This is a genomic window from Candidatus Poriferisodalis multihospitum, assembly GCF_028283155.1.
Lineage (GTDB): Bacteria > Actinomycetota > Acidimicrobiia > Acidimicrobiales > Poriferisodalaceae > Poriferisodalis > Poriferisodalis multihospitum.
The window spans coordinates 1-17,567 of record NZ_JAPYOK010000022.1; the positions used below are offsets into that span (position 1 = coordinate 1).

The 17,567-nt window shown below is 68.3% G+C and carries 16 protein-coding genes; 7 read left to right on the top strand and 9 right to left on the bottom strand.

Annotation, left to right across the window (positions count from 1 at the left end; genetic code table 11):
* Both VI480_RS00720 and VI480_RS00725 read right to left on the bottom strand, forming a co-directional pair.
* Positions 1–482, bottom strand: a 482-nt coding sequence (locus tag VI480_RS00720; protein WP_323670891.1) for a thiamine pyrophosphate-binding protein, incomplete at its 3' end; no start/stop codon positions are given.
* Positions 483–490: 8 nt separating this feature from the next.
* Entirely contained in the window at positions 491–2,554 is a 2,064-nt protein-coding gene (locus tag VI480_RS00725; RefSeq protein ID WP_323670892.1) for an isochorismate synthase, read from the bottom strand.
* 53 nt (positions 2,555–2,607) lie between these two features.
* Here VI480_RS00725 and VI480_RS00730 point away from each other — a divergent pair, with 53 nt between their 5' ends.
* Together VI480_RS00730 and VI480_RS00735 are read left to right on the top strand one after the other, a co-directional pair.
* Positions 2,608–3,210: a TetR/AcrR family transcriptional regulator gene (locus VI480_RS00730; protein ID WP_323670893.1), complete on the top strand. Its 603-nt coding sequence runs from the start codon at positions 2,608–2,610 to the stop codon at positions 3,208–3,210.
* Between the two features lie 118 nt (positions 3,211–3,328).
* The gene (locus VI480_RS00735; RefSeq protein ID WP_323670894.1) at positions 3,329–4,846 is read left to right on the top strand and encodes a trimethylamine methyltransferase family protein; all 1,518 of its coding nucleotides are present in this window, start codon (positions 3,329–3,331) and stop codon (positions 4,844–4,846) included.
* On the opposite strand, the gene VI480_RS00740 is transcribed toward VI480_RS00735, so the two are convergent.
* Positions 4,843–6,381 carry an AMP-binding protein gene (locus tag VI480_RS00740; protein WP_323670895.1) on the bottom strand — a complete coding sequence of 513 codons (1,539 nt, stop codon included), beginning with the start codon at positions 6,379–6,381 and terminating at the stop codon, positions 4,843–4,845. The two genes, VI480_RS00735 and VI480_RS00740, sit on opposite strands and share 4 nt — an antisense overlap.
* Here VI480_RS00740 and VI480_RS00745 point away from each other — a divergent pair.
* Positions 6,380–7,324 (top strand): 5'-3' exonuclease, encoded by a 945-nt coding sequence (locus VI480_RS00745; protein ID WP_323670896.1) that lies wholly within the window; start codon positions 6,380–6,382, stop codon positions 7,322–7,324. The two genes, VI480_RS00740 and VI480_RS00745, sit on opposite strands and share 2 nt — an antisense overlap.
* Positions 7,325–7,357: 33 nt before the next feature.
* Here the strand turns inward: VI480_RS00745 and VI480_RS00750 are convergent, their stop codons facing one another.
* Positions 7,358–7,717, bottom strand: coding sequence for a VOC family protein (locus VI480_RS00750; protein WP_323670897.1), 360 nt, complete (start codon positions 7,715–7,717; stop codon positions 7,358–7,360).
* 93 nt (positions 7,718–7,810) lie between these two features.
* Here VI480_RS00750 and VI480_RS00755 point away from each other — a divergent pair, with 93 nt between their 5' ends.
* From VI480_RS00755 to VI480_RS00765, 3 genes are read left to right on the top strand one after another with little or no spacing between them, the layout of a single operon-like run.
* Positions 7,811–9,352, top strand: a complete 1,542-nt coding sequence (locus VI480_RS00755; RefSeq protein WP_416246605.1) for an acyl-CoA carboxylase subunit beta — start codon at positions 7,811–7,813, stop codon at positions 9,350–9,352.
* A 14-nt stretch (positions 9,353–9,366) separates the two neighbouring features.
* Positions 9,367–9,573 (top strand): hypothetical protein, encoded by a 207-nt coding sequence (locus VI480_RS00760; RefSeq protein ID WP_323670899.1) that lies wholly within the window; start codon positions 9,367–9,369, stop codon positions 9,571–9,573.
* A 32-nt stretch (positions 9,574–9,605) separates the two neighbouring features.
* A complete protein-coding gene (locus VI480_RS00765) occupies positions 9,606–10,727 on the top strand; it encodes a CoA transferase (protein WP_323670900.1) in 1,122 nt (373 codons plus the stop codon).
* 146 nt (positions 10,728–10,873) lie between these two features.
* Here VI480_RS00765 and VI480_RS00770 read toward each other — a convergent pair whose 3' ends face one another.
* The 5 genes from VI480_RS00770 to VI480_RS00790 all read right to left on the bottom strand — a co-directional run bounded on the left by VI480_RS00770 (position 10,874) and on the right by VI480_RS00790 (position 16,380).
* Positions 10,874–12,235, bottom strand: coding sequence for a DCC1-like thiol-disulfide oxidoreductase family protein (locus VI480_RS00770; protein ID WP_323670901.1), 1,362 nt, complete (start codon positions 12,233–12,235; stop codon positions 10,874–10,876).
* A gap of 3 nt (positions 12,236–12,238) precedes the next feature.
* Entirely contained in the window at positions 12,239–12,781 is a 543-nt protein-coding gene (locus tag VI480_RS00775; protein WP_323670902.1) for a hypothetical protein, read from the bottom strand.
* A 71-nt stretch (positions 12,782–12,852) separates the two neighbouring features.
* Positions 12,853–14,670, bottom strand: a complete 1,818-nt coding sequence (locus VI480_RS00780) for a methylmalonyl-CoA mutase family protein (protein WP_323670903.1) — start codon at positions 14,668–14,670, stop codon at positions 12,853–12,855.
* A gap of 13 nt (positions 14,671–14,683) precedes the next feature.
* Positions 14,684–15,391, bottom strand: coding sequence for a leucyl/phenylalanyl-tRNA--protein transferase (aat, locus tag VI480_RS00785; RefSeq protein ID WP_323670904.1), 708 nt, complete (start codon positions 15,389–15,391; stop codon positions 14,684–14,686).
* 56 nt (positions 15,392–15,447) lie between these two features.
* Complete coding sequence (locus VI480_RS00790; protein WP_323670905.1) at positions 15,448–16,380, bottom strand: peptidylprolyl isomerase; 933 nt, start codon at positions 16,378–16,380, stop codon at positions 15,448–15,450.
* Between the two features lie 120 nt (positions 16,381–16,500).
* Between VI480_RS00790 and VI480_RS00795 the strand changes: the two genes are divergently transcribed.
* The coding region (locus tag VI480_RS00795; protein ID WP_323670906.1) for an aspartate kinase at positions 16,501–17,567 on the top strand (1,067 nt) is incomplete at its 3' end.

Genomic DNA, 17,567 nt, shown 5'->3' on the forward strand with positions numbered 1-17,567 from the left:
ACTGCTCGCGCCGCCGCCGCACCGAACCACCGCGCGGCCTCGTCGGGCGGCAATTCGGAAGCCACGGGGGTTTCGCAGAACCAGCGCACATGGCTGCCGTACAGCCCGTGCTGATCGATGGTCTGCCCCGCTCCCCAGCCCCGCAGCTCTAGCGGCCGGTCCGCGGTCAGCACCACCAGCGGTACGCCGGAGTAGTGCGCCTCGACCACCGCCGGCAGGTAGTTGGCCGCTGCAGTGCCTGACGTGCACACCAGCAGCACGGGCCTTCCCGAGCCCTTGGCCAGCCCGAGCGCGAAGTACCCGGCCGATCGCTCGTCGATCCGGATCCAGGTGCGCAGGCCGGCGGCGGCATCGACGGTGAGTGCCAGCGGCATCGAGCGCGAGCCCGGCGACACCACCGCATCGGTGACGCCCGCAGCCACCAACCTCTCGCAGAGTGACCGGCAGGCGAGGTAGGCAGCGTCGTCGTCGGAGATCTGCATGCTGCCGCTCAGTCGTCCTCGAGCGCATACAGGAGGGCCTCGAGCTTGATGTTGGTCTCGGTCAGCTCGGCATCGGGATCTGCGCCCTCCACGATGCCGCCGCCGGCGAACAGCCGAGTCTCGGCGGGACCGGTCAGCGCGCAGCGCAGCGCGACGCGGAACTCGCCGCGCCCGTCCAGCGTCGTCCAGCCCACCGGAGATGCGTACCAACCGCGTTCGAAGCCCTCGTGCTCTGAGATCCAGTCGCGGGCGACGCGCCGCGGGAGGCCGGCAACCGCTGCCGTCGGGTGCAGTGCGCTCGCGAGATCCAGCACCGTCGTGCCGGCGGGGACGCGCCCGCTGATGGGTGTGTGCAGGTGCATGATGCGCCGCAGTTCCATGACGCCAGTCGGCGAGGGGGCGTCGAGCGCCGCGCCGCATGTACGCAGCGTGTCACGCACGTCGGTGACCACCATGGCGTGCTCGGTCAGCTCCTTGGGATCGCGTTGCAACTCGGCCGCGAGTTCCCGGTCGCGTGCCGGATCGCCGACACGCGGCCCCGAGCCGGCCAGCGCGTCGGTCTGCAGCCGCAGCCCGTCGCAGTGCACCAGCTGTTCGGGCGTGGCACCGAAGAACGTCTGCGCCCCGCATCCGAATGCGAACGTGACGCAGGACGGGTAACGCGACCGCAGGCGGTTGAGCACCGCGATGGGCTCGAGCCCCGACGCGATGTGCAGCTCCCGCGCCGTCACGACCTTGTCCAGCCCGCCTTCGGCGATCCTGCCGAGGGCGCGCCGCACCAGCTCGGTGTAGCCGTCGTCGACTTGGTAGCCACCGCCGAGCACGGCCAGTGCTGCCGCATTCAGGTCGCTCGCGGGTCCCGCTTCGAGTTCAGGATCGGCCAGGCTGCCCGCAGCTGTGCCGGTGAGATCGTCGCCGGCGTCGCCTCGCACGGTTGTGTCGTCGCGGGCGCAGTCCGCGCCGGGCGCACCGGCAGCAGCGGCGAGGCCGCAGACGCCGCTGCCGTCAGCCGCGCCGCAGGTGGCACATGCCCCCCCGACTCCCGATCGTGACGCGGCCATCACCGGCCAGACGGGGGCACCGGGCACCGAGGTCAGCCAGGACTGGCCGCTCCGGCGCACGACGAGCACTTCGGGCACCGTCAGGCAGCCGGTGCCGAATGGCGCCCACACCGAGTCCGCCGCGGGCGCGTCGGGACGGAACGAGAACCCGCCCACGGCCAGCGGCCCGATCGGATGACCGCTGTCACCGCTCACGGTGACGTCCAGCAGGCTCAGCGTGTCGGCGACAGAGGCGAAGCGGTCGGTGCCGGCCTCGGCGGTGGCGTCGAAAGCGCTGCCGAGCGCACAGAACTCCAGGTCGCCGTCGGGACACGCCCAGTACACGCGCTGGTGCGCGTCGGAGGCGGCGAACACCGCCAGCGGGTCCAGCTCACCGGACAGCTCCCGGCATTCCAAGGTCAGGGCGGTTCGGGTACGCAACCCCGCTGAGGTGCGGCGGCCCGGATCCCCTGCGGACCGGGCGTCCGGCGAATCGGTTGCCATCGCATCGGAACGGGCCGGCTCATCGTCGATGTCGCCGGCCAGGATGCGCTCGGTGGCGTGCTCGACGAGCGACTCGCGGAAGTGCTGCGCCACCAGATCGGTGACCAGCGGGATCAGGCGAGCAGCCAGGTCGGCGCGCTGTGCAGTGGGCACGTCGGCGAAGCGGTCGGCGAACAGCCCGACCGCATCCGCGGCGACAGCTTCCATGTTCGATGCGTGCCGCAGCGCGAGGCCGATGAGATCGTCGAGCGGCATCTCGGCGGCGAGCAGCTCCGTGGCCGCGCGCAGCATCGTCAGCGCCCCGGCGCTGTAGAGCGTGCCGGCCATGGCACCCTCGCCGTCCGCCGCACCGCTGGCAGTGTCGGGCGCGTCATCGGCACCGCCTGCGGAGGTGCGCAACGGCCGCACGAGGCCGGTGTCGGTCGCGAGCCGCACCAGTTCTTCGTCGAGCCCGGACTGGCGCACCAGCTCCTCGAAGGTCAACGTGTCGCTTCGGCGTGCGCCCAGCGCTGACGTCAGTCTCTCCACCGACACGCTCCTAGGGTAAGCCCATCCACGGACCCTCTCACTAGGGTGGCTCGATGGCTCAACGGGCACGCCTGAGCGCAGACGACTGGGTGACTGCCGCACTGGAGGTGCTCGTCTCCGACGGCATCAGCGCCGTCAAGATCCTGCCGCTCGCCAAGCGGCTCGGCGTCACCCGGGGCAGCTTCTACTGGCACTTCGAGAACCACGAAGCCCTGCTCAATCGCCTGCTCGAGGTGTGGGAGGAGACCAACTCAGGTTCGATCATCCGGGCAGCGACGCTCGAGGGCAGCATCGTCGATCGGTACGTCGCATTGATGCGCTGCTGGCTGGGATTCGAGCGATTCGACCCGCGCCTCGAAGTGGCCGTGCGGAATTGGGGCCGCAGCAATCCCGAGTTGTGGCAGAAGCTGAGGGCCACCGATGAGCGGCGGGTAGATGCGTGCGTGGAGATGCTCGCGGCTGAGGTGAGCGACCCGGTCATGAGACTTCACCGTGCGCGCACCATCTACTTCCTGCAGATGGGCTGGTACGAGCTCGAGGTTGATGAGCCGATGGATGCCCGCATCGAAGCGCTCACGTACTACTTCGATATCTACGTGGGTCGTTCCCCGACCGCGGACGAGCGAGCGGCCATCTTGGCCGGGTTGCGCCTCTGACATTCAGTTATTGCGCGATGTGCATCTTGTTCATATTGACGTGATCCAGACAGGACCGTACGGTGCGGCTCAGTGAGCCCAGGCTTGAGAGTCAGAGTCCCTCAGCGGCAAAGCGACGATGACGCGTCGAGGCCGTAGACGCCGGGACGCGACCGCAGTCGCCGCGGCGGCGCCACAGCAGCAGGCACGCAACACCTTCCGGCCCGTCGAGCTCATCAGCGCCGACGAAGTCGAACGCATCCACGAGGCGTCGCTGCGGGTGCTGTCCGAGATCGGCATGAACTTCCTGCTGCCCGAAGCGGTGCAGATCCTGCTCGAAGCTGGGGCCAGCTCCGACGACGGCGTGCGGGTGCGGTTCGATCCCGAGATGGTCGTCGAGCAGGTGGCGCTCGCCCCGTCAACCTTCACCCTGCACGCCCGCGATCCGGCCAACAGCGTGGTCTTCGGCGACGACTGGGTCGTCTTCGGCATGGTCGGCAGCCCGCCGAACGTGTCCGACCTCGATCGAGGTCGGGTCAGCGGCAACTACGCCGACTTCTGCAACATGCTGCGCCTGCAGCAGGCGCTCGACGCCGCGGACGCCTGCACCGGCCACTCCGTCGAGCCGATCGATCTCGACGTGCGCACCCGTCACCTGGACGCGGTGTCGGCCATGTACACCCTGTCCACCAAGCCCGGGTTCTGCTACTCGCTGGGCCGCACCCGTGTCAGCGACGCCATCGAGATCGCCCGCATCGCCCGCGGCATCGACCATGAGACGCTGCTGCGCGAGCCGTCCATCCACACGGTCGTCAACGCCAACTCGCCGCTCGTGTACGACAAACCGATGCTGGAGGGCGCCATCGAGCTGGCCCGCCACGGCCAGCCGGTCGTGTACACGCCGTTCACCTTGGCGGGGGCGATGGCGCCGGTCACGATCGCCGGCGCACTCACCCTGCAGAACGCCGAAGCGCTCGCCGGCATCACGCTGGCGCAGCTCGTGAACCCCGGAGTGCCGGTCGTGTACGGCAGCTTCACTTCGAACGTCGACATGCGGTCGGGTGCTCCGGCATTCGGCACGCCCGAGTATGTGAAGGCAACGATCATCAGCGGCCAGTTGGCGCGCCGGTACGGCTTGCCGCTGCGGGCCTCGAACGCGAACGCCTCCAACGCTCCCGACGCCCAAGCCACCTACGAGTCGCAGATGTCGCTGTGGGCGTGCATCGTGGGCGGCATCAATTACGTGCTGCACGGTCTCGGCTGGATCGAGGGCGGGCTGTGCGCCTCCTATGAGAAGGTCATCATCGACGCCGAGATGATCCAGATGATCCGGGCGATGCTGCAGCCCACCCAGATCGATGACGCTTCGCTTGCCTTCGATGCCATTGCCGAGGTGGGGCCTGCCAACCACTTCTTCGGTGCGGCCCACACGCTGGAGCGCTACGACAGCGCCTTCTACGAGCCGACGCTGTCGGACTGGCGCAACTTCGAGACGTGGTACGAGGACGGCGCGCTCGACGCCACCCAGCGGGCGAACGGCATCTGGAAGCAGTTGCTCGCCGACTACGAAGAACCGCCGATGGACGACGCCATCCGCGCCGAGCTCACCGACTTCGTAGAACGCCGCCGCGCAGAAGGCGGCGTCGAGCCGCTCTAGTTGATCTGCTTCTCCATGCCCTCCCAGTAGGGCGCACGGAGCTTGAACTTCTGCAGCTTGCCAGTGGCGGTGCGGGCCAACTCCTCGCGGAACTCGACGCTGGTCGGGCACTTGAAGTGCGCCATACGGTCCCGGCAGAAATCGATGAGATCACGCTCGGACACGGCATCGCCGGCAGCGTCGACGACCACCAGGGCCTTGATGGTCTCGCCCCACTTCTCGTCGGGCACGCCGATCACGGCCACTTCGGTCACCGCGGGATGGCTGAACAGCACGTCCTCCACCTCGATGGACGACACGTTCTCGCCGCCCGAGATGATCACGTCCTTCTTGCGGTCCGAGATGGTCACGTGGTGCTCATCGTCCATCGAGCCGCCGTCGCCGGTGTGGAACCAGCCGTCCACGATGGCCTCCGCAGTCGCCTCGGGCTGCTCCCAGTAGCCCTCGAGCACGACGTTCGCCCGGGCCAGGATCTCGCCCTGGTTGTCCACGTCGATCTTCACGCCGATTGCCGGCGCACCGGCCCGGCTCAGCTTGCGGGCCTTCTCGTCGGGCTCGAAGTCGTCCCATTCGGGCCGGCAGCGGTTCATGGTCAGCAGCGGCGCCGTCTCGGTCAGGCCGTAGATCTGGATGAACTCCCAGCCCAGCTCGGTCTCCATGCGGGCGATGGTGCGCGTGGGGGGCGGGGCGCCCGCCACCACCATCCGCACCTGCCCGCTGCCGGGAATGGGTCCTTCCCACTCGGCCGCTGCGTCCAGCACAGCGGCCACCACCGCAGGTGCGCCGCACATCAGCGTGACGCCGTGCTGCTCGATGCGCTTCAGGATCTCGGGGCCGCGCACCTCACGCTGCACCACGTGCTTGCCGCCCATGCCGGTGACGGCATAGGGCATGCCCCAGCCGTTGCAATGGAACATCGGCAGGGTGTGCAGGTACACGTCGCGGTCGCTGACGCCCGAGTGCCAGCCGAACGTGGTGGCGTTCACCCACAGCGCCCGGTGGGTCTGCTGCACTCCCTTGGGGCGGGCGGTGGTGCCCGAGGTGTAGTTGATGGTGGCGGTGACATCCTCGTCGGGCGTCCACGGGGCCGGCTCCGCGCCCGGCGCGTACATCTGGTCGTCGGCGTCGGTGCCCATCACCACGAAGTGCTCCACGTCGATGTCCTTGCAGGTGTCCTCCATGGAGGGGTCCACCAGCAGCATCGTGGCGCCGCAGTGATCGATGATGTAGCTGATCTCGTCGTGGCTGAGCCGGAAGTTGATCGGCACGAAGATGCGGCCATAGCCCGACACGCCGTAGAACGACGTCATCAGCCGGCCGGCGTTCTGCGACACCATCGCCACCCGCTCGCCGTGGCCGATGCCGAGCTGGTCCAGCTTGGCCGCCTGGGCCCGCACCAGCTCGCCGAACCGGGCATAGGTGATCTCCCCGAGCCCGCCGCCGGGCGCCTCGGGCTCGTCTGCCAGCGCCACCCGGTCCGGGTAGACGTTCTCAGCCCGGTACAGGAAGTCGGAAACAGTAAACGGAACCTTCATGTCGTCCCCTCAGGGTCATGGGTTGTCGTACGCGGCGGTCGCCTCGGTGTGCGGTGCCCCGCCGGAGGTGTCTCCCGGCGGATCGGCCGCGCCAACTCTAGAGCGGGCCTTTGCGGTGCCCAGCCGCAAGGCGGCTGACGGCAGCGAGGCGGGGGCGCTGCGGGGCGTGCTGGGCAACATCGTGATGCTCCTGGAGGGCGGCGCCACCCACGTTGCTGTGGCCACCGACCATGTCGTGGAGTCGTTCCGCAACGATCTGTGGCCCGGGTACAAGGACGGCTCGGGGATCGAGCCCGACCTGCTGTCGCAGTTCCATCCCACCGAGGATGCGCTGCGGCTGCTGGGCGTCGCCGTGTGGCCGATGATCGAGTTCGAAGCCGACGACGCCATGGCGGCAGGTGCCGCGATGGCCGCTGACGACGACCGCGTCCGGCAGGTGGTGATCTGCACTCCCGACAAGGACTTGGGCCAGTGCGTCGGCGGCAAGGTCGTTCAGTGGAACCGACGGGCCGACGAGATCATCGACGTGGCAGGGGTAGAGGCGAAGTTCGGCGTCAGCCCTGAGTCCATACCCGACTACCTGGGCTTGGTGGGCGACAATGCCGATGGCTTTCCGGGCCTGCGGGGCTGGGGCGCCAAGTCGACGTCGGTGATGCTGTCGCACTACGGCCACATTGAGAACATTCCCGACTCGCACGACGACTGGGCGCCCAAGGTCCGGGGCGCGGCCGGTCTCGCCGCAACGCTCGCCGGCGAGCGTGATCTCGCCCTGCTGTTCCGCCGCATCGCCACGGTGCGCACCGACGCGCCGGTGTCAGACAGCGTCGACGAGTTGGCTTGGCGCGGCCCGCATCGGGGTTTCGAAGAACTCTGCGAAGGGATCGGCGCCGAGAACTTGCTCGAACGGGTGATGAATCTCGCGGCCTACCGCGCTGATCTATAGCTGAGGCGACGCTGGATTGTCGCGGCGCCGGTCTCAGGCGGGCTGGTTCAGCTCGATCATGTTGCCGGCCGGGTCGAAGAAGAACGTCTGGCGGGCAGTCGTTCCCGGCAGCGGCACCGGGTCTTTGACCTTCACGCCGGCGTCGCGCAGCTCGGCCACGGTGGCGTCGATGTCCTCCACCTTGAAGGCCCAGTGCTGGCCCTTGGGCGCCACCCAGTCGGCCACTTCGATGAGGTGCACCTCACCGCCGCCAGGCGTCTGCAGCCACCGCCCGTTGAAGCCGAAGTCGGGCCGGTCGAGCTGCTTCATGCCCAAGACGTCGGTGTAGAACGGCGCCGCTGCATCCACATCGGCGCAGTTGATCGATACGTGATGCACAGGCCCCAGCTCCATGCCCGCAGCCTAGAGGCTGAGCCAGAGGCGAATCCCGGGCTTGGGTACCGGACGGCTGGCTCTCGTAGGCTCTGCTGAATGTCTGAGCCGACTATGGACGAGCGCCTCGAGGAGCTGGCCCGCCGCCGCGACGAGGCGCTGAACGCCGGCCCGGAGCGGGCAGTCCAGCGCCAGCACGACAAGGGCAAGATGCTCGCCCGCGAGCGCATCGAGTACCTCTTCGACGAGGGCACGTTCCACGAACTCGACATGCTCGCCCGCCACCGCGCGCACGATGTGGGCCTCGACGAGCGTCCCTACACCGACGGCATCATCACCGGCTGGGGCAACATCGACGGCCGCAAGGTGTTCGTGGCCAGCCAGGACTTCACCGTGTTCGGCGGCGCCCTCGGCGAGGTGTTCGCCGAGAAAACCCACAAGGTCATGGACCTCGCCGAGTCGGTCGGCGCGCCGATCATCGGCCTGAACGACGGCGCCGGCGCCCGCATCCAGGAAGGGGTGGTCTCACTGGCCGGCTACGGCGGCATCTTCCGCCGCAACGTGCTCGCCTCGGGCGTCATCCCGCAGATCAGCGTGATCATGGGGCCGTGCGCCGGCGGTGCCGTCTACTCGCCCGCCATGACCGACTTCATCTTCATGGTGCGCGACTCCAGCCACATGTTCATCACCGGGCCCGACGTGGTGAAGACGGTCACCGGCGAGGACGTGACGCTCGAGGAGCTGGGCGGTGCCGGCTCGCACAGCACCAAGTCGGGTGTGGCCACGTTCGTCGCTGCCGACGAGAAGGCCGTCCTCGACGACGTGCGCTACCTGCTGTCGTTCCTGCCCTCGAACAACCTGGACGCTCCGCCGATCATCGAGGCCGCCGATGAGCCGGGCCGGTCGTGCCCAGCGCTGCGCGACCTGATGCCGCAGAGCCCCAACGTGCCCTACGACATGAAGCAGGTGATCGGGGAGGTCGTCGACGACGGCGAGTTCTTCGAATACCACGCGTCGTGGGCGGGCTCCATCGTGTGCGGCTTCGCACGGCTCAACGGCCGCTCGGTGGGCGTCGTCGGCAACCAGCCGATGGTGATGGCCGGCGTGCTCGACATCGAGTCGTCGGAGAAAGCGGCCCGCTTCGTGCGGTTCTGCGATGCCTTCAACATCCCGCTGCTGACGTTCGTGGACGTGCCCGGCTTCCTGCCCGGCGTCGACCAGGAGCACGGCGGCATCATCCGCCACGGCGCCAAGCTGCTCTACGCCTATTGCGAGGCCACCGTGCCGCGGGTGCAGGTCATCACCCGCAAGGCCTACGGCGGCGCCTACGTCGTGATGGACTCCAAGTCGGTCGGCTGTGACGTCAGCTTCGCCTGGCCCACGGCCGAGCTCGCGGTGATGGGGCCGCAGGGAGCGGTCGAGATCCTGAACCGGCGCGAGCTGCAGCAGGCCGCAGACCCCGAGGCCCGCAAGGCGGCGCTGGTCGACGAATACAGCCGCAAGTACGCCAACCCCTACATCGCAGCCGAGCGGGGCATCGTGGATGCGGTCATCGACCCGGCCGAGACCCGCCAGAAGGTCATTGCCGCGTTCGACATGATCGGGGCCAAGCGAGAAGAGTTGCCGCGCCGCAAGCACGGCAACGTGCCGCTCTAACGGGCGAGCGACCGGTGACAGCCCCTGTGATCGACGCTTCGCACGTGGCCATCACGCCCGCAGCGACCGCGGAGGAGGCCGCCGCCATCGTCACGGCGCTGGAGCTGCTGTGGCCCCGTCCGGTCCCGGCCGCACCGCACGCAGCGACATCCAGCAAGTGGCGTTTCAGCGGCCGCCCCTGGCAGGCACCCACGTCCTGGCCCGCCGTCCGCTACCGCTGACCGTGCCAGCAGGCCCGAATCCCGCTGCGGCCATGCCGCTCGACGGCCTGCGAGTCGTGGATCTGTCATCGGTGTTCGCCGGGCCGCACTGCGCCCGCTACCTGGCCGACTTCGGCGCCGATGTCATCAAGGTGGAGCGCCCCGGAGGCGACACCGTCCGCAACATGGGATGGAAGGACGCACAGGGCGAGACCCTGTGGTGGCGGCTCGTCAACCGCAACAAGCGCTGCGTCACGCTCGATCTCAAGGCCGCCGGCGACTTGGCACTGCTGCGTCGGCTGCTGGCCGTCGCCGATGTGCTGGTGGAGAACTTCCGGCCCGGCAAGCTCGAAGCGCTCGGCTTGGTGCCCGACGAGCTGATCGCAGCCAATCCGAAGCTGGTGGTGGTGCGGCTGACCGGCTTCGGCCAGGACGGCCCATACCGCGACCGGCCGGGCTTCGCGACGCTCGCCGAGGCGATGAGCGGCTTCGCCTCGATGAACGGCGAGGCCGACGGCGCGCCGCTGCTGCCACCGGTAGCGCTCACCGACGAGATCGCCGGCCTGGCCGGAGCGTTCGCGGCGATGGTTGCCCTCCGCAGCGGAGTCGGCCAGGTGGTCGACGTCAACCTGCTCGAGTCCATGTCGCAGGCGATGGGGCCGCTCATGACCGCATGGCACACCGAGGGCTACCTGCAGCCTCGCCTCGGATCGGGCATCCCCTACAGCGTCCCGCGCGGCACCTACCAGGCGTCCGACGGCGGATGGCTGGCCGTCAGCAGCTCCACAGACTCGGTGGCTGCCAGGGTCATGGAGATGATCGGCATCGGCGACGACGAGCGCTTCACCACCTTCGAGGGCCGCATGGCGCACCGCGCCGAGCTCGACGAGGCCATGGCCACATGGGTGAGCCAGCGCACCCTGGCCGAGGCAGTCGCAGCATTCGACAACGCCCAGGCAGCCGCAGCCCCGGTCCTCGACATGAGCCAGCTGGCAGCCGATCCCCACGCCAAAGCCCGTGATGTGTTCGTCGAAGTGGACGGGATAGTGCAGCAGAACGTGATCGCCCACCTCAGCGCCACCCCCGGTCAAGTCCGCTGGACCGGCCGCAAAGAAGGCGCCGACAACGACTGCCTAGCGGACCCAGACCCCGACGATCCCTGGCCCGAAGCCTGAGTGCCCGAGAGAACCAGGGGCGGGCGGGGGCAGGTGTGCCCGCGCGCAGTTCGCAGCGCTACAGCCCGTCCACCTCGCAACGGGCGGCGCTGCGCATGTTTGAAGCACGGGTGCACCTGCCCCCGCCCGCCCCGGGCGCAGACGCGTTAACGGATCCGCTCCACGCCCTTCAGCTTCAGCAACACCCAGCGCCCAGCCTTCATCAGCGGGTACGTGAAGCGTGAGATCAGCGGCGAGCTGAACGCCAGCCGGTTGAACTTGTTGAAGGCTCCACGATCGGTGGACAGCAGCGCGAGCACGTGCAGCGCTTCATGACCGACGAAGAACCGGTCGCCGATCTTCACCACCATCCCGTCATTCAGATCGTGCGGCAGCCTCCGCACCTCGTCGACAATCGGGCCGCCTTGGCGCGCATCAACCAGCACGAACTCGCCCACAGTTTCTCGCAGCCGCAAGTACTGGGCGTAGTTGTTGCACATCAGGCACTCGCCGTCGTAGACCAGCCAGACCCGATCGGCGTGCCGGGGCTGCTGTGACTGCTGGCGGCGTTTCATGATGCGGAACGGTATGCCCACGATCGGCAGCGACCGGACGGTCCCCGACAGCGAGAACCGGTCAGGGGCAAGCGGCGACAGCAGCAGGAACAGCCCCACCATCACGATGTTGAGGGAGAACGAGATGTTCATGAGCAGGTCGCTGGTGATGTGGAACAGCATGAGCACAGCGCCGATCGGACGATGCAGATGGGGCCGGAACACCACCAGCAGCGCGAAGATCTCGATGTAGAGCGTCATCCACCACATGGACTGCGCCAGCCAGTCGCGTTGCGCGACGAACGGCAGCAGCACCGGAATCTCGTCGGCTTCTGCGAGCAACCGATCCAGCAGGATGCGCGTCAGAGCGTCGGAGGTGAACAGTTCGAGCCGGCCGTACCAGATCTTCCAGACGCCCGACAGGGTGTACGACAGCAGGATGACGCTCTGTGCCATCCACAAGGCCGCCAAGCACGGCCGCACGTTGTTCCGTTCGTGGCGTTGGTCGCTCCGACGACCTGGCAGGAACAGCAGTGCGAACCCGACCAGCAGCAAGATGTGCACGCCGTGATTGATGGAGCCGTACGAGTTGCGAATCGCGACATGCAGCATCAGGTGCACGAACGCACCGAGCCGCAAGACGAAGATGCGCGGGCTGGCCGCGGCCCCGAGAGCAAACAGCAGACCGACCGCCATCAGCGCAAGCTCGTGCCGCAGCCATGCCGTACCCACGACCTGCTCTACCAGCCTGATGGGCCACAGTGGCGCGGTCGGCGGACCGCCGGAGTAGGCATCGCCGAACGGGTAGTGGGCGGTGCCGACGAGGTAGGCGAGGAACACGTAGTAGAAGCGGCTCAGCAGCACCACGTTGTTCGCGCTGCGAGTCAGTTCGGCGGGGGTTCGAGGCTCAGCGATGTCGAGGCTGAGAACCGACTTGCGGACCTGTCGCAAACTCCGTCGGATTCGCACAGACATGGCTCAGCCGCCATCCAGCGCAGTGTCGATGCGACCCGTGTCGGTATTCCACTGGACGATCAGTTTGTCGGGTCGAAGAAGCTCGGCTCTGGTCAGCCGTCCGTCGGCGAAATCGGTGATGTTGTCCTGCAAGTCGTGCAGATTGACGTCGGCTCTGATGATGCTGAAGTCGACACTGCGCTCGCCGAGGGCGCGCCGGATGATGGGGTACAGCACGTCAGTGACCGCTTCATCGCAGCCACGGTCCTTGTTGCATGCGATCGCGACGCGTCGCAGCGCTTTCCAGTCCCGGACGTCCGCGCTCGGGATGAGGTAGAGGGTCTCGGCCGGCGGCTCCCCATCGATGGCGTCGATGACGAGGGCGTACTCAAACGTCTCCCAGTCGGGGATGTTGGTGAAGAGCTTCCACTTGAAGAAGGGGAAGACCTCGACGTGATCGGTTTCCAGCACCGAATTGAGCGGGATCATCGCGATGTACAGCACGATGAAGCCCGGAACGAGCAGTTTCCAGAGCCGGCGACGCCTTCGGCGCCCGGCGGTGCCCATCACCGGATCCTCATGCCCCCGTTGGGGGTCGCACCCGGTGGGAGCTGAACGACATGAGCGTGCCGCGTCCCTCAGCCGGCGTCAGTGCGTGACTTCTCGGCCAGGCCGGCGATGTCGGCCATGATCGCGGCCAGTTCGAAGTCCTTCGGGGTGTAGACCGCCGCCACACCGGCGTCACGCAGCGCCGTTGCGGCAATGTGACCCGGGGTCAGCCGGATGCCCTCGTACACCACTTCCATGCCGGCATCGCGGGCCGCGACCGCCACCTGCTCGGCGCCGTTGGAATGGCCGTCGAGGCCCGGCTTGGCAACCAGCACCCTGGGCGGCCCGCCTTCCATTGCCGCGCACCGCTGGGCCACGGTTGCCAGCGCCGTTCCCCTCGACGCCCGGCCGGCGCCCGCGCCGCCCAAGCCGGTCGGCGCACGGAACTCGCCGAACACCTCGCGCAGGGCCTGCGCCCATTCGCCGGTCGTCACCCCGGCATGGGCGGCCTCGATGCTCGGCCCCATGATGTTCACATCGCCCGATGCGGCCACCCGCAGGTCGTCGAGGGCTGCGACGACCCGGTTCGGGTCGCGTGCGCCCCGCCAGCTCTCGAGATCGGCAACCAGCTCGGCCTCCACCTCAGGATCCACCCGCAGGATCGACTCGTCGCCCTCCAGCGGCGACGGTGCCGTCTCGGTGAACTCGTTCACTCCCACCACGGTCAGCTCGCTGGCCTCGATCTGGCGCACCCGCTCGGTGTGGCTCGCCACCAGGCGCCGCTTCAGCTCGGTGATCGCGGCGAACGCGCCGCCCATCTCCAGCACGTCGTCCAGCTCAGCCTGCGCTGCCTCCACCAGCTCGGCCGTACGTCCCTCGACCACCACCGAGCCGTCGAAAATGTCGCCGTACTCCAGCAGGTCGGTCTCGTGCGCCAGCACCTGCTGGATCCGCAGCGACCACTGCTGGTCCCAGGGCCGCGGCAGCCCCAGCGCCTCGTTCCAGGCAGGCAGCTGCAGCGAGCGGGTCCGCGCCCGCTGCGACAGCGTCACGCCCAAGGCCTCGAGCGTGATCCGGGCCACGTTGTTCTCGGGCTGCGCCTCGGTGAGCCCGAGCGAGTTCACCTGCACGCCGTAGCGGAACCGCCGCAGCTTGGGGTCGGCCACGCCGTAGCGCTCGGCGCAGATCTGGTCCCACATCTGGGTGAAGGCCCGCACCTTGCAGACCTCTTCGATGAACCGGATGCCCCCGTTCACGAAGAACGAGATGCTGCCCACTGCGGCGTCGAAGCGCTCGGCGGGCACCTTGCCGCTGTCGCGCACCGCGTCGAGCACGTCGATCGCGGTGGCCAGCGCGTAGGCGATCTCCTGGGTGGGCGTAGCACCGGCTTCCTGCAGGTGATAGCTGCAAACATTGATCGGGTTCCACTGCGGCACGTGCTCGGAGCAGTACGCCACCACGTCGACGGTGAGGCGGCGGCTGGCCTCGGGCGGGAAGATGAATGTCCCCCGGCTCAGGTACTCCTTCACGATGTCGTTCTGGGTGGTGCCCCGCAGCGCCTCGGCCGCCACCCCGGCGTTCTGCGCGTTGGCGATGTACAGGCTCAGCAGCCACGGCGCCGTGGCGTTGATGGTCATGGAGGTGTTCATGGCGTCGGGCGGGATGCCGTCCATGAGCTGGGCCATGTGGCCCAGGTGGGTGACCGGCACGCCCACCTTGCCCACCTCGCCGCGCGCCATCGAGTGGTCGGGGTCGTAGCCGGTCTGGGTCGGCAGGTCGAACGCCACCGACAGCCCGGTCTGGCCCTTGGCCAGCATCGACCGGTACAGCTCGTTGGAGGCCTGGGCGGTGGAGTGCCCCGAGTACGTGCGCATCAGCCACGGTCGCGAACGCTCCGGCGTCGCCATGCGGCTCAGCCTCTCAGCCGTCGAGCATGCGGAAGACCATCGGGCGCAGCCAGATCTCAGGCAGCGGCCGCGTGATGGCTTCGGCCAGCAGCTCCAGGTAGGCCGCACGCTCGATCTCCACGGCACCGAGCCCGGCCAGGTGCGGTGTGCTCCATTGCACGTCCAGCAGCGCGCCGCCGGTCACCTTGAGCGCATCCACCAGCGCCACGAGGGCCACCTTGGAGGCATCGGTCTCGGTGTGGAACATCGACTCGCCGGCGAAGAAGGCGCCCACGGCCACGCCGTACAGGCCGCCCACCAGTTCGTCGTCGAGCCAGGTCTCCACGCTGTGGGCCCACCCGAGCTCATGGAGCTGCAGGTAGGCGTTGTGCATGTCGTCGCTGATCCAGCCGTGCGGGCGGGCGGGATCGGCGCACGACTCCAGCACCTGCTCGAAGGCGGTGTCGATGCGGATGTCGAACCGTCGGCAGGCTCGCCGCAGCGAGCGGCTCACCCGCAGGTAGCTGAGCGGCAGGATGCCTCGCGGGTCGGGCGACCACCAGCCCACGGTGTCGCCCAGCGGCATGGGGAACAGTCCGGCTCGGTAGGCGCCGAGCAGCGTGCCCGCCTCGAGGTCGGCTCCCGCACCGACGAGGCCGTTCTCGTCCGCGGTCGACGCGGGAGGGAATGACCATCCCGACTCGGGCGGCTCCGTGGGGCCGTCTTCTGACTGGCGCTGCATCGGAGCGAGCCTACGCCTGATCGGTTCGACGCGTTGGGCCCGCCGCCCCGTTCTCGCTAGCTGCGCGCATCGGTGTACGCGTCGATCTGAGCTTGGCTGGCCTCGCTGATGGTCACGCTCTTGACCACAACATCCTGGACCGGCACGTCGCCTGCCCCGGTAGCGACGCCTTCGATCTCCATGACGACGTCCATTCCCTCGACAACATGGCCGAGCGGCGAGTACAGCGGCGGCAAACCGGCGCCGTTGGGGCCGGTGATCACGAAGAACTGCGAGCCGTTGGTGGCCGGATTGCCCCGGTTGGCCATGGCCACCGAGCCGATCCGGTACCAGTCGTCTGCAGGCGGGAAGGCGCCGGTGAACTGGTAGCCGGGCCCGCCGCGGCCGAAGTCGAGCTGCACATCGCCGCCCTGGATCACGAAGTCAGAGATGATCCGGTGGAACAGCGTGCCATCGAAGGCGCCCCAGCGGGCAAGCACTGCAAAGTTGTTGACGCTGTCGATGTCGAGCGCAGGGTCGAGCAGCATCGTGAAGCTGCCCATGTTCGTCTCGAAAGCCGCGACGTACATGGTGTCGGGGTCGATGCAGAGCGGGGGCGGGGCGTCGAACTGGTTGAGCGGCCCATCGCTGCCGTCCTCGGCAGGACACGACGTCGGGTCGGGCGCAGCCGCCTCATCGGGATCGCTGTCGACCTCAGACTCGGCCGCAGCCTCAGTGGCCGCCTGTGCCTCGTCGCCCGGCTCATCAGTCTCAAACGATGTGACCTCGGTCGCCTCGGCAGCGACCGCAGCATCTGCCGTCTCGTCTCCTCCGTCCGAGTCGTCGCCGCTGAAGTAGCTCCACAGGAAGATCGCGAGCAGCACGGCCGCCACGATGATCACCACTCGCAACACCTTGCGAGTAGTGCTCGAACGCTTCTTCGCGCGTTCCGCTTGGGCAACCGCCCGCATGCGGTTCTCCCGCTGCCGCTGTCGTTTCTCGCTGCTCATAAGTGCCCCTGAGATGTGCCGGCGGTCACACTACCGACGCCTCGACAGCACTCCGGGAGCATCCCCCCCGGAAGCAAACACCCGGTCCGCCCGCAAGCGCCCCCGGTACCCTCGCCCGACGTGCCACTGGTAGTGCAGAAGTTCGGCGGAACGTCGATCGCCAGCGCGGCGCGCATGCGCGAGGTTGCCGACCACGTGAAGCACTGCCGCAGCCGCGGCGACGAAATCGTGCTGGTCGTCAGCGCCATGGGCTCGGAGACCGACGAGCTCATCGCACTGGCCTCCCAGATCACCGACGAACCGTCGGGCCGCGAGCTCGACATGCTCATCACCGCAGGCGAGCGCAAGGCCATCGCGCTCATGTGCATGGCGCTGCACGATGTGGGCGTTGCGGCCGACTCGTTCACCGGCAGCCAGGCGGGCTTTCTCACCGACACGAACCACCGCAACGCCAAGATCCTGTCGGTCACGCCCAAGCGGGTGACCGAGTCGCTCGAAGCCGGTCGCGTCGCTGTCGTTGCCGGAGCGCAGGGCGTGTCGACCGACAACGACGTGACGTTCCTGGGACGCGGCGGGTCCGACACCACGGCCGTTGCCCTGGCGCACGGCCTCGGCGCCGACGCCTGCGAGCTCTACACGGATGTTTCGGGGGTCTTCACGACTGATCCCCGGGTGTGCCCCGCCGCTCGCAAGATTGCGCGCATCGGGTTCGATGAACTGCTCGAGATGACCGCGATGGGCTGCCCCAAGCCGGCTGCCCGCTCGGTCGAGGTTGCCCGCACGTACGGCGTTCCCCTGCACGTGCGCTCGGCATTCACGTGGGAACCGGGAACTTGGGTCGTCGACACGGAGTCAGGCATGGACGCAAGGGAAATGGAAAAGCCGATCGTGACCGGCATCGTGCCGGACACATCGCAGGCCAAGGTGACGTTGGTCGGCGTCCGCGACGAGCCGGGCATCGCCGCCAAGGTGTTCCGCACGCTCGCCGACGCGGCGGTTGTGGTCGACATGATCGTGCAGAACGTGGGCGACCACGACCGCACCGACATCTCGTTCACCGTTCCCGCGGAGAGCGCCGATGATGTGCGCGTCATCTGCGAGGGAATGGTGGACACGGTGGGCTTCTCAGCGACGAACACCGATGCCGACATCGCCCGGGTCTCGCTCGTCGGTGCCGGCATGGCCAG

What these genes read in the sequence shown, in the direction of transcription:
- VI480_RS00735 (WP_323670894.1), top strand. Translation starts at nt 3,329, where the DNA reads ATGACGCGTCGAGGCCGTAGACGCCGGGACGCGACCGCAGTCGCCGCG.
- VI480_RS00750 (WP_323670897.1), bottom strand. Translation starts at nt 7,717, where the DNA reads ATGGAGCTGGGGCCTGTGCATCACGTATCGATCAACTGCGCCGATGTG.
- VI480_RS00770 (WP_323670901.1), bottom strand. Translation starts at nt 12,235, where the DNA reads ATGTCTGTGCGAATCCGACGGAGTTTGCGACAGGTCCGCAAGTCGGTT.
- VI480_RS00775 (WP_323670902.1), bottom strand. Translation starts at nt 12,781, where the DNA reads ATGGGCACCGCCGGGCGCCGAAGGCGTCGCCGGCTCTGGAAACTGCTC.
- VI480_RS00745 (WP_323670896.1), top strand. Translation starts at nt 6,380, where the DNA reads ATGTCGTCCCCTCAGGGTCATGGGTTGTCGTACGCGGCGGTCGCCTCG.
- VI480_RS00780 (WP_323670903.1), bottom strand. Translation starts at nt 14,670, where the DNA reads ATGGCGACGCCGGAGCGTTCGCGACCGTGGCTGATGCGCACGTACTCG.
- VI480_RS00730 (WP_323670893.1), top strand. Translation starts at nt 2,608, where the DNA reads ATGGCTCAACGGGCACGCCTGAGCGCAGACGACTGGGTGACTGCCGCA.
- VI480_RS00790 (WP_323670905.1), bottom strand. Translation starts at nt 16,380, where the DNA reads ATGAGCAGCGAGAAACGACAGCGGCAGCGGGAGAACCGCATGCGGGCG.
- VI480_RS00755 (WP_416246605.1), top strand. Translation starts at nt 7,811, where the DNA reads ATGGACGAGCGCCTCGAGGAGCTGGCCCGCCGCCGCGACGAGGCGCTG.
- VI480_RS00765 (WP_323670900.1), top strand. Translation starts at nt 9,606, where the DNA reads ATGCCGCTCGACGGCCTGCGAGTCGTGGATCTGTCATCGGTGTTCGCC.
- aat (WP_323670904.1), bottom strand. Translation starts at nt 15,391, where the DNA reads ATGCAGCGCCAGTCAGAAGACGGCCCCACGGAGCCGCCCGAGTCGGGA.
- VI480_RS00740 (WP_323670895.1), bottom strand. Translation starts at nt 6,381, where the DNA reads ATGAAGGTTCCGTTTACTGTTTCCGACTTCCTGTACCGGGCTGAGAAC.